A 9,480-nucleotide genomic window follows, 5' to 3' on the forward strand; every position below is an offset into this window, starting at 1 on the left:
GCACGATGCCTTTCTAAATGCCGATGCCCCGACCCAGCGCCCAATCGACCGAGCTGCCGGGGGACATGGTGCCCGTGATGTGCTGGCCGAGGTGGCGGTCGAGCGCGGGGCGCCAGGGAACGAGCTGGAACCCCAACCCATCGTCGATCATCGCGAAGCGCCCCGACGCGAGCGTCACGCGCTCGCGGTAGATCCCGCTCACATAATCCCCGGCAGCCGACGGTTTGTGGGAAAGGCCGGTCCGCTCGGCAATCGATGCGGTCGCGGCCTCAAGGTCTCGCGACGCGAGCTTGTCGATAAGCCCGGACGACAGGGTGAGCCGGTCGCCGGCACGCGAGGCCAGGCCCTGTTCAACGAGATAGCGCGTCCGCTCCTCCATCGCCTGCCGGATTTCGCGACCGAAGCCGTTCCCGCACGCGACCGGTTCACGGGCGACGAGCTGGCGGTCGAGCCAGGTGGCACCGGGCGCGGTGACCTGCGACGCCAGCGGGATGTCCGAGCGCGTCGCGAGCGACAATTGCGCGCGTCCCTTGCCATCCTCCCAACTGCGGAGCTCAACGATCGCGCCCGGCCTGGCATCGCCTGTCATCTCCATATCGTCGAAGCGGATATGATGGGTGCGCCCGTCGGCGCCGTCGATGATCGCATAGGCACTGCCAGCGAGTTCGTCATGGAGACCGCGCTCGACAAGCCGGCCTACCACCAAGGTCTCGGGCGCGCCGTCGTGAAGCGCGAGCGAGGCGGGATCGAAACGCCCCCCGCCGCGCGACAGCGCCCGGTGCATCGTCTTGATGATATCGCCGCGCACCGCAACTTCGCGAAGCGCCTGCTCGGCGCCCGCCCCCAGCGACCACAGGCCGGCGCCCTGCCGCTCGGCGAGACCCATCTGCTCGAGCCGCCCGGCGCGGCCGACCAGCAGGCCGTGCATGTGCGGATCTTCGCCCGCCGCGGGCCGCAGATCGATAAGGCCCCCTGCTTCGTCAGCGAACCTTTGCAGCCGGACGTCGAGACTCGTCCAGCGTTCGGCATCGACTTCGCGCGCGAGCGCGCTCTGCATGTCGAGCTCACTGCGCGGACCGAGCTCGAGCGTCGCAAGAGCTTCGGCCCGCCCGCGAATGCCCGCGGCGATATAGCCGCGGTCGATGACGAGATCGGCGCCGTCGTCGGCAACGCCGCGCACGAGGATATGGATATGCGGATTGTCGGTGTTCCAGTGATCGACCGCCACCCAGTCGAGGCGGGTCTGGAGATCGCGTTCCATGTCCGTCATGAGGTCGCGCGTGAAGGAACGAAGGTCACCGAGATCGGCGGCGTCCTCCGGGCTGACGATCAGCCGGAAGTGGTGCCGGTCGTCCTCGCAGCGCGCGGCAAACGCATCGCGATCGGCGGCGTCGCCGCCGGCATCGAACATGCTCGCGTCGCGTCCGTCGCGGGTCACACCTTCGCGCTCGAGATAGGAGATATGGCGCGCCAGCGGCGCGGCGCGAAAGCGCGCGCCTTGGTGGCGGACGACGCGCGCCATCATGGTGACGCGCCGCGCGCCGGGCTGACGCCGCATCGCCGCCATGGCCCGCCGGCCCCGTCCACGCGTGCCGGTTCCGCCGCCAGCGCTGCGGCCAGGCCGCGAGCGGGTGTAGCCCGACCGGGCGGCGGCCTTGCGCACCTGCGCAGCGAGCCGCTTGCCCTTGCCTGCCGACCCGGCCCCGCGATCGCGGCTCCGTCCCGGCCTGATCCGGAAATCATGGTCGTCACCGCGCATTAGACACGGAGCCATACGAAAACATGGTAGAAAAAGGCGCGTTCGACGCGATGATGTGGCAGATTTGGGGGGTGCCATACGCGCAAACCCTCAGAAAACCGACCATCGCGTGCCCGAAGCTGGCACGGCTTTTATCTTGCCCTCCCGAATTTCCCTTCCAACAAGCCACCACAGGCCCTGAGCAGAGCCTGTCAAAAACCCCAGCGACCCCGCCGTCCGTCACCGGTCACGGCCAACGGACACGGGGATGAAAAGCGAAGCACTTGCAGCCCGGGCAGAAGCAGCCGTTCCCGACGGGCTTGCAGGTTGCGCGTCGTCAGACGGCACATCTCGCTCAGCGAAGAGGCCCGCATCGCGCCATCCCGGCGTGGGTGAAGGCATCAGCGGTGCAGCCGCAGCGCTGTCCGATGCGTGCAATTCGGGCGCGATCTTGGCGACATAGGCGATCGTCTCAGCGGGCAGACCGCGGCGCCCCGATGCGTAGGCATCGGCGCGGCCCGGCCCCGCGTTATACGCCGCGAGCATCAATCGAACGTCGCCATAGCGGTCCCACATCGCGCGCAGATAGGCTGCACCTGCTAGGATATTGGCGCGCGGGTCGAACGGATCCGCCCCGAGCCGATGGCGCGCGGTCAGCGATGCCCAGGTTCCGGGCATGATCTGCATCAGACCCATCGCCCCCGCGTGCGAAACCGCACCAACCTTGCCGCGGCTTTCGGCATGCATCACGCGCCAGATCCAGAGCTCCGGAATGCCGAAGCGCTGTGCCGCTTCGGCGACCGGTGCGGCATATGGATGGCGCGCGGGCTGCACCGCCGCGGCAGCGGGCGTGCAGGCCAAAGGCACCGCGAATGACGCGAGCAGCGCGCCGCAAGGCGCGCTGACGCGGAGCGCGAACCCACCCACGAAGCGCGGCAGCAGCCCCATGGATCAGCTCCCGGCCTGCGGCTCGGGGCGCGACCAAAGAATAGACAAATCGCCGTGGTCGGGGCCCAGGCGAACCAGATTTGCGCGCAACGGCGCAGCAAGGCTCGGGTCGTCGATTTGCAGCGAAATGTATAAACCGCGCGGGCCCGTGCGATCCCAACCGGCCCCGATCTCCGCACCGAGCGCGGGATCTCCGATCAGTAAGCGCCAACCCGGCGCATTCTCCTTTTCAGAATAGGCTGCCGGTGCGAGCTCGATTTGCGCGTCGAACGCGAGCGTCTTGATCGAGCCGCAATATCCTCCCGTCGTATTCCGGCGCATTGTCCCGATGATCATGATGACGTCTCCTTGCTGCGTGATGGCGCGTGGTCCGGTTCGGCGGAGCCCCAGCGAAGCGCCGCCGTCGGATGCGAGCGGGTGAGAATTGGATGCGCGGTGCCGAGCAGACCAGCTGCCGCCATCGGCCCGAAATAGCGGCCGTCGAGGCTGTCGCGCGCCGCATTGACGAGAAAGAGTTCGTCGCGGCCGACGATCCGGCAACCCGTCCAGACGGGGAGCGGACGACCGGCCCGATCGCGCGCCAGCGCGCGGGCGGCCGCGACGCCATCGACCGTGATGAAGACGCCGGAACGGCAGACGAGCGCACCGGGAAGGCCCGCGACCCGCTTCAGCAGCGGCACGCCGCGCGGCAAATATCCGCGCTGCGCAAGGAATGTCCCGAGCGCGGACGGCGGGGCGATGGCGACAAGGTCGCCGAGCCGCGGCGGCGCGCCCACATCGACCCAATAGAGGCCGGTCGGAGCGCTGGCGCTCGCATTCCAGAGTAAGCGCGGCGCGGGCTTCAGCCACGCAACCGCGACGAACAATGCGCTGAAGATCGCCGCGGCCGCCGCCGTGGCGCGGAGCGCCCGGCGGCTCATGACTCGACCACCCGGCGGCGCAGCCATGCCGTATGGCGGTCACGGGAATAGGGGCGGAACGGCAGCCCCGCGGCGATCCGGCTGCCGACATGGCGCCAATGATCGGGCGCCGCGTCGCAGGCATCGATGCCGGTCGCTTCGACCGCGTCGATCGCCTCAAGCGCCTGTTGCACTTTCGGCCAGCCGTCGATCCGCGCGAGGATATCCGCGCCGGGACGGACGAACGGCAGCGTTGCATAAGCTTCGCCGGGTGCCACCGCCGCGGCAATCGCAATGGTCGAATGGATCGTCCCGAAGTCGTTCGACGTCCAGCGCACATAGGCAAATACGGCGCCGGGCCGGAACGCCGCGACGCGCGTGGCGCGGCTCAAGATGCGCTCGGCTGCGATGCGGCCGAAGCGGATCCACTGCTCGTGTCGCCCCTCGATCCAGGTCATTTCGACCTCGATGAGCGCGGTGTCATACGGCGACGCGTTTGCGCCGGCGCCCTGCCTTGCGGTCAGCTGCGGGCCCAAGGCCTGCTCAAAATCGACGCCGCGCATTAGCGCTGCACCTGCCGCGCCGGGTGCACGGTGCCGGTGCCGGGATCGGATGTCGACGAACGCCGGCCAAGTTCGACCCAGGCATCGAGTTCGTCGATCGCATAGACGACGCGGCCGCCAAGCTTGCGATAGGCGGGGCCCGTTCCATAGCAGCGGTGCTTCTCCAGCGTCCGATGCGAGAGGCCGACGCGCTTTGCGGCATCGGGGGTGGTCAGAAAACGCGGTGGGTGACCGGTGGTCATGGGGGGCTCCTTCCAGCGGCCGGACCGGAAAGCGCGGGCCGGCGGGCGATGTCGCGTGGTGGCGCGAAAGCGCGCGCGCGGGGGAGCGGCTGATTTGCGCTGCTATTTTTGTCGCCCCGCCCGGCCTGCCAGCAGCGCGCGGTATTCGCCTGCCGCCAGCCCCTCGGCTTCGCGGATTAGCCGCTGGGTCCGACGCCGCTCCGGAGAGGATTTCCACGCGGCGCCGCGACTCACATCCAGGCGCGGGTAGATGAGCCGGCGAGCGACCTCATGGCTGGTTGCGTTCCGTTCCCCGCGAAGATCGAGAATCGACAGAAGCAGATCGAGGCGCTGCGACTGGTAGGATGTCGGCCGAGACACTGCCGACTCGGACGCTGTTCCGCGGAGCCATCGTTGGAGATCGGAGACGGCCTGAAGGCGCGTCTCGGTCATGGAATCACAGGGGATCAGCGCAGCAAGCGGAACACCCGCCGGATCGCAGCGCAGCCAGATCCGGTGCATGATGCGGCCGTCGCCCAATATATAATGACCACCGTCAGGCCCGATCCTGGAACCAAGGCGATGCGTCGAGCGAGCCGGATCGAAGCGCAGGTCAGCGGCAAAGATTGGTGGTGCAGCGTCGAGGATCACGACATTGGGACAGACCGCCGCGTCCCAGAAGGCCGGCGCGTCGAGCGCCGAAACACGCGGATCGACCGGGAAAGCAGAGGCCCCATCGCCGGGCCATGCCCTCCTGCGACGCTGGATCGTCCTTGCGATCCGACATCACGCTTCGATAGTCACGGCGATAGTCCGGACTGCGGCGCAGAAACTCCTGGGCGTAGCCGGGAAAGTCGAGGCGCAGCGGCCCTTCGCTTTTTGCCGTCGTCTCGATCGCCATAACAGCCTCCGGGGAGACCGAAGAGTTGGCGATATGCGGGCATGCGCCAATTCCAAGACGCGGGGATATCCATCCCCAGTAATGGGTATCCCGCCCGGCGCTGCCGGGCGGGTCCCTGCGGCTCAGTCGCCGCGGCGGGTCTGGCGGCTCCAGACCAGGTCGTGCTCATCGCCTTCGCCCGCGAACAGCTGCGCGAAGATCGGGGCGGTGAAGCTCGGATCGTCGAGCTTGACCGAAAGATAAGGGCGCTTGTCCTGCGTCTGCTTTTCCCAGGCTGCGCCGACTTCGATGTCTCCAACGAAAACACGGTGGCTGGGAGCATTGCCGCTCGGGTCTTTTTCGGGTGCGATGCGAACCGATTTCGTCTGCACGGAGAGGGTGGTGATTTGACCCCGATATTCTCCGGAGACTTTCTTGAACGTGCCGATCTTGGCCATGTCGCATTCCTTCCTTGGCTCGGGCCGCACCATCGCGGCCTCGATGCGCATCGGTCGTCAGCGGGAGACCGGCGGTGCAGCCGCAGGCCCGCAGCGCAGTGGAGGACCGCGCCGTTCGTCTTTCTTGTTTCGCGAGGAATGGCGGTACGCCAGGGGAAGAAAGTCGAACGGCGCGGTTGCACCAAGCCGGGCCAGCGAAGCGGCGCGCTGACAGATGGCGCATGTCGAGAGGCCGTAATGGTGCGGCTCTGCGGACGGTTGCGGTGCCGGCCGGCCGGGAAGCAAAGAAGGATGAGAGGCGGGCGAACGCCTAGCTGTGCAGCGCTGGTCGCTCGATCCCACCCCCCGGCGACAGGAGATCACGCCAACCGGCATAGCCGGTGACGACGGCGGTCAGGATGGACAGGCCGCGCTGCGTCCAAAGATCGACGTCGGCAAGCATCGCGAGCGCGCCCCCAGCCTGGAAGCCAGCAGCAGCGGCGGCGCCCACGAACATCAGGATGACGCCAAGCCTGACGGCGAGCGGAGCCGTGCCGCGCGCCAAGCGCCGGCCGAGCGTATGGACGGCGACACCCGCCAGCAATCCCCCCGCCAAAATGACCGTCCAGCCGAAACCCTGGTCCCGAAGCGAGAAGGCCAGACCAAGCCCGGCGAAGACTGGCAGCGCGTAAGTCGCGCAGCGAAAGAGCAGCAGCAGACCATAAAATGCGGCAACCGCTCCAAGGATCAGCATCAGGGTCATGAACGTCCTCCTGTCGGACGCGCCCACCACCACCTCCACAGCGCAACCTGTATGAAAAACATAGCAGAAGCCGGCTCGGGGGAGAACCCGAACCGGCTCCAATCTGGAACCAATTCCAGACGCTTAGCGATTGAAAGGGTCATATTCGCTGACGATCGTTTCGGGGTCGCCGTCAAACTCATCGAGCGGCATGACCGAATATCCGGCGCTGGTCTCGATGAGAATAATCACGGTCATCATGGTCCGGGCGAGGCTCCAGCCAAGCGATTGGGCGGTAGAAAGCGGCATGGGATCAACTCCTGTCCTTGGGAGCGGGCCATTCCCGCTCGACAGGCGCCCCGCCGGACGGGGACAGGCCGCAATCACCGCGCGCGAAGCCGCGGCCCGAGCGAAGCGTGGGGACCCTTTACGGGTTGATTGAAGGAGGCCTGGCCTCGGCCAAGGGAATAGCGGCAATCGAGAGCGGGTATGGCCCGGTCCCATGCGGCAGAGCCCCCACGCCCCACCCGCCCCCGGTTCGCCGCCGCGTCCCGGCCCCCTCGCTGACCTTATAAATCGCAGACCTGTCGACATTCTGCCGTTCGCAACATGCGCGGCCCTCGTTGTCTGCGACAGCCCAGTCGCCGAAAAGGAGGATAATCGAGTGCCGGGCCCCGGAAACCCTCACTCGTCAGCACAAGAAACGAAAAGGCGGCCCAGAGGACCGCCTTCACGTGATGAAATCAATCGGCTCCGCCCGAAGGCGGAGCCGGGGTGCGCGTCAGGCCGGCGGGTTCCAGATGATGACCTTTTTCATCGGGTCGTCGCCGGGGGCGTTGGCGACATTGCCGTAGATGGTCCCGAATTCGGGGGCCGACATCGTCACTGCGATATATTCGGCACCGGTCGATTTGGCGGTCTTGACCCAGGCTGCGCCAAGTTCGAAGCCGTTCTTGCGGCTGAGGATGCGATAATCGGGTTCGTTGTCCTTGGCCTTGCGGCCGTTCGGGACAATCGCGATCTGCGCGGTGACGTTGAGGGTGGCGAGCGTGCCTTCGAAGCTGCCGTCGGCCTTGACGTTGAGGTTGGCGATGGTGGGCATGGACTTTCTCCTTCGGTTGCTCGGGGGACATCCCCGATGGCGCCAGAAGAAGGGACCGCGAGCTGCCGTCACCGAGCGGAACGCGAGGGCGAACCCCGCATGGGGTTGACGGCCAGAGGCGAGCCGGGCCCGCAGAAAGGCGACAGAAAAGGGGGTGGCCTTGAGCAACTGAGACAGAGCTGCCGCCGCGTCCATTCAACGATCCGCGCCGCACTCAAAGGCCGGTCCACCCGACCCATCCGCCCGATCCGGACCGTTCAATCGCAGCGATGCGCACCCCAATATTTGTCCCAGCGCGCAGTGAGGCCGCTTTGGATCATGGCGCAGGAGATATCGCCCGACCGGGGCGATGTGCAGAAGGCGGCGGTGCGGGTGCCGCCGGCCCCGCCGCGCGATATGCAGCGCATGACCGGTCCGCGCACGAGAATATGGCCAGTCCGGTTCCGCCCTTGCGGCGTCCCGAGCAGGCCGACGAGATGATCGCGCGCCGCAACCGGATCGGCGTCCGGACAGGGATGCCCCGGACTGCAGCTGCCATTCATTTCGCGTGCGGCGACCCCGGAAAGTCGAACATGCGGACCTTCCGCGCACCAGATCGGCCCATCGCCATCCCAGACTGCGACGGGGGTGCAGGCGAAGGATTGGCCGGCCGGAACGACCGAGGCGAGCAGGAACAGGCTGAACATCATTGCCGGATCCGTAGTGCCGACCGCCGATCGTTTCAAACCCCGTAACTATCGCAAGGCGTCAGAGAACCGCGCGAAGCGCCCAAAGAAGAATGCGCTCTTGGTGAGGCCGCGGCCGGGCGGCGTGCGCGCGGGCCTGTGGGCCAGCCGCCGTCCGGCAAGGACAGCGAGCCAAGTGCGCTGCGCGGCCCAAGATAACGCGCGGCCCCTGGCGCCGCCTGCCGGCGCCAGAGCACGCCCATTCAGCCGCGCTCGATCTTTCCGCGGCGAATTGCACAGTTCAGCCTTTGTAACGAATGACGTGCCGCGGCTCGCCGCAAAGGCCGCACGGCTCTTTGAGCCGCTCAAATCCTCCGACGCCGGCAGCTGCTCCGGTGGCAACGCTTGCCTGTGAAACCGAAGAAAGGTCGAGCCTGTCTGTAATGCATTCGTCGCAAAGTGGCGCCCCATCCATTCGCCGGATGAGGGCCTCGACACGTTCCGCAATGGTTGAGCGTCTGGCCATTGGGCGGCTGTAGAGAGGGATAGAGATTCTGGAAAGTCGCCGATGTCCGAGCGTGGGATCGGACCGACTTGCAACCATCCCCATGACGATAGTTATCCCAGCGGAAAGGCCGGATTTCTATGTTATTCTCCTGGCATGACCTCTGGCCTGGAACGAGTCGCGCGCGCACTTTGCGAGTTGGATGCGAATCCACCCGATGCGAAGATGGGCGGCAAGCCGCTTTGGCAAGACTATTTGCCGGAGGCGCAAGCCGCGATCATGGCTCTTCGCGAACCCGATATGACGATGATCAGCGCCGCAGCGCTCGAGGCTGGCCACGTTAGCAAAGATGAAGTCGGAAGAATCTATCGAGCCATGATCGACGCCGCGATGATCCAACAAGCGCTGGCCGCAGGCAAAGCCGAGCGGTAAGAAAAGCAGAACTGGCCGATTGCCGTCGGTCTGCTTCTGGCACAATGTTCGCTAAAGCGGACAGGCAAAGAGGCGGAGACTCTTGAAGCGCCTGCTGGCTCGTCAGTACGGGATAGGCCTTCCATCCCAGCCGAAGAACCCGCCGCTATCCATCAGCGATAGCTGGTCGATGACGGCCAGGATGTGCATCGCGCTTTTATCCGCACTAAAGAGCGATGATTCAGCTACTCGCGCCTGAAACGGCTCCGAGAGCGGCGTGTCGACTGTTCCGGGGTGCAGTGCCGCGACTATCGCTTCCGGATTGCTGCGGCCGAGCTCTATCGCGAAGCATCGCACCAGAGCATTGAG

14 protein-coding genes and 1 pseudogene are annotated in these 9,480 nt (G+C 66.5%); 1 reads left to right on the plus strand and 14 read right to left on the minus strand.

Going from position 1 to position 9,480, the window contains the following annotated elements; translation table 11 throughout:
* Nucleotides 1–13: 13 nt before the first annotated feature.
* From VHO04_RS17360 to VHO04_RS17420, 13 genes are all read right to left on the minus strand, one after another.
* On the minus strand, nucleotides 14–1,759 hold the full coding sequence (locus VHO04_RS17360; RefSeq protein WP_329629472.1) for a relaxase/mobilization nuclease domain-containing protein: 1,746 nt from the start codon (nucleotides 1,757–1,759) through the stop codon (nucleotides 14–16).
* 219 nt (nucleotides 1,760–1,978) lie between these two features.
* On the minus strand, nucleotides 1,979–2,686 hold the full coding sequence (locus tag VHO04_RS17365) for a lytic transglycosylase domain-containing protein (RefSeq protein ID WP_329629473.1): 708 nt from the start codon (nucleotides 2,684–2,686) through the stop codon (nucleotides 1,979–1,981).
* 3 nt (nucleotides 2,687–2,689) lie between these two features.
* The gene (locus VHO04_RS17370; protein WP_329629474.1) at nucleotides 2,690–3,022 is read right to left on the minus strand and encodes a DUF736 domain-containing protein; all 333 of its coding nucleotides are present in this window, start codon (nucleotides 3,020–3,022) and stop codon (nucleotides 2,690–2,692) included.
* Nucleotides 3,019–3,606: a S26 family signal peptidase gene (locus VHO04_RS17375; RefSeq protein WP_329629475.1), complete on the minus strand. Its 588-nt coding sequence runs from the start codon at nucleotides 3,604–3,606 to the stop codon at nucleotides 3,019–3,021. The genes VHO04_RS17370 and VHO04_RS17375 overlap by 4 nt, the downstream gene beginning before the upstream one ends.
* On the minus strand, nucleotides 3,603–4,148 hold the full coding sequence (locus tag VHO04_RS17380) for a DUF2840 domain-containing protein (protein WP_329629476.1): 546 nt from the start codon (nucleotides 4,146–4,148) through the stop codon (nucleotides 3,603–3,605). Before VHO04_RS17380 ends, VHO04_RS17375 begins: the two co-directional genes overlap by 4 nt.
* Entirely contained in the window at nucleotides 4,148–4,390 is a 243-nt protein-coding gene (locus VHO04_RS17385; protein ID WP_037557574.1) for a helix-turn-helix transcriptional regulator, read from the minus strand. The genes VHO04_RS17380 and VHO04_RS17385 overlap by 1 nt, the downstream gene beginning before the upstream one ends.
* Before the next feature lie 102 nt (nucleotides 4,391–4,492).
* Nucleotides 4,493–5,020 carry a DNA -binding domain-containing protein gene (locus tag VHO04_RS17390; protein ID WP_414713133.1) on the minus strand — a complete coding sequence of 176 codons (528 nt, stop codon included), beginning with the start codon at nucleotides 5,018–5,020 and terminating at the stop codon, nucleotides 4,493–4,495.
* Nucleotides 4,983–5,270 carry a transcriptional regulator domain-containing protein gene (locus VHO04_RS17395; RefSeq protein WP_329629478.1) on the minus strand — a complete coding sequence of 96 codons (288 nt, stop codon included), beginning with the start codon at nucleotides 5,268–5,270 and terminating at the stop codon, nucleotides 4,983–4,985. Before VHO04_RS17395 ends, VHO04_RS17390 begins: the two co-directional genes overlap by 38 nt.
* 122 nt (nucleotides 5,271–5,392) lie before the next feature.
* Nucleotides 5,393–5,707 carry a DUF736 domain-containing protein gene (locus VHO04_RS17400; protein WP_329629479.1) on the minus strand — a complete coding sequence of 105 codons (315 nt, stop codon included), beginning with the start codon at nucleotides 5,705–5,707 and terminating at the stop codon, nucleotides 5,393–5,395.
* 310 nt (nucleotides 5,708–6,017) lie between these two features.
* Nucleotides 6,018–6,449 carry a hypothetical protein gene (locus VHO04_RS17405; protein WP_329629480.1) on the minus strand — a complete coding sequence of 144 codons (432 nt, stop codon included), beginning with the start codon at nucleotides 6,447–6,449 and terminating at the stop codon, nucleotides 6,018–6,020.
* A gap of 123 nt (nucleotides 6,450–6,572) precedes the next feature.
* Nucleotides 6,573–6,737 (minus strand): hypothetical protein, encoded by a 165-nt coding sequence (locus VHO04_RS17410; protein ID WP_167919412.1) that lies wholly within the window; start codon nucleotides 6,735–6,737, stop codon nucleotides 6,573–6,575.
* 472 nt (nucleotides 6,738–7,209) lie between these two features.
* Entirely contained in the window at nucleotides 7,210–7,530 is a 321-nt protein-coding gene (locus VHO04_RS17415; RefSeq protein ID WP_037557208.1) for a DUF736 domain-containing protein, read from the minus strand.
* A 257-nt stretch (nucleotides 7,531–7,787) separates the two neighbouring features.
* Nucleotides 7,788–8,219, minus strand: a complete 432-nt coding sequence (locus tag VHO04_RS17420) for a hypothetical protein (RefSeq protein WP_329629481.1) — start codon at nucleotides 8,217–8,219, stop codon at nucleotides 7,788–7,790.
* Between the two features lie 637 nt (nucleotides 8,220–8,856).
* Here VHO04_RS17420 and VHO04_RS17425 point away from each other — a divergent pair.
* Nucleotides 8,857–9,132, plus strand: coding sequence for a hypothetical protein (locus VHO04_RS17425; RefSeq protein WP_329629482.1), 276 nt, complete (start codon nucleotides 8,857–8,859; stop codon nucleotides 9,130–9,132).
* 102 nt (nucleotides 9,133–9,234) lie between these two features.
* Here the strand turns inward: VHO04_RS17425 and VHO04_RS17430 are convergent.
* Nucleotides 9,235–9,480: pseudogene (locus tag VHO04_RS17430) on the minus strand (short-chain dehydrogenase); the annotation flags it as partial.

Source organism: Sphingopyxis sp., from assembly GCF_036261875.1.
In the GTDB taxonomy this organism is placed as follows: domain Bacteria; phylum Pseudomonadota; class Alphaproteobacteria; order Sphingomonadales; family Sphingomonadaceae; genus Sphingopyxis.

Bases quoted from the DNA above. Each gene is read 5' to 3' on its own strand.
- VHO04_RS17425 (WP_329629482.1), top strand. From the start codon at position 8,857: ATGACCTCTGGCCTGGAACGAGTCGCGCGCGCACTTTGCGAGTTGGAT.
- VHO04_RS17420 (WP_329629481.1), bottom strand. From the start codon at position 8,219: ATGATGTTCAGCCTGTTCCTGCTCGCCTCGGTCGTTCCGGCCGGCCAA.
- VHO04_RS17405 (WP_329629480.1), bottom strand. From the start codon at position 6,449: ATGACCCTGATGCTGATCCTTGGAGCGGTTGCCGCATTTTATGGTCTG.
- VHO04_RS17415 (WP_037557208.1), bottom strand. From the start codon at position 7,530: ATGCCCACCATCGCCAACCTCAACGTCAAGGCCGACGGCAGCTTCGAA.
- VHO04_RS17400 (WP_329629479.1), bottom strand. From the start codon at position 5,707: ATGGCCAAGATCGGCACGTTCAAGAAAGTCTCCGGAGAATATCGGGGT.
- VHO04_RS17365 (WP_329629473.1), bottom strand. From the start codon at position 2,686: ATGGGGCTGCTGCCGCGCTTCGTGGGTGGGTTCGCGCTCCGCGTCAGC.
- VHO04_RS17360 (WP_329629472.1), bottom strand. From the start codon at position 1,759: ATGCGCGGTGACGACCATGATTTCCGGATCAGGCCGGGACGGAGCCGC.
- VHO04_RS17385 (WP_037557574.1), bottom strand. From the start codon at position 4,390: ATGACCACCGGTCACCCACCGCGTTTTCTGACCACCCCCGATGCCGCA.
- VHO04_RS17395 (WP_329629478.1), bottom strand. From the start codon at position 5,270: ATGGCGATCGAGACGACGGCAAAAAGCGAAGGGCCGCTGCGCCTCGAC.
- VHO04_RS17380 (WP_329629476.1), bottom strand. From the start codon at position 4,148: ATGCGCGGCGTCGATTTTGAGCAGGCCTTGGGCCCGCAGCTGACCGCA.
- VHO04_RS17410 (WP_167919412.1), bottom strand. From the start codon at position 6,737: ATGCCGCTTTCTACCGCCCAATCGCTTGGCTGGAGCCTCGCCCGGACC.
- VHO04_RS17375 (WP_329629475.1), bottom strand. From the start codon at position 3,606: ATGAGCCGCCGGGCGCTCCGCGCCACGGCGGCGGCCGCGGCGATCTTC.
- VHO04_RS17370 (WP_329629474.1), bottom strand. From the start codon at position 3,022: ATGATCATCGGGACAATGCGCCGGAATACGACGGGAGGATATTGCGGC.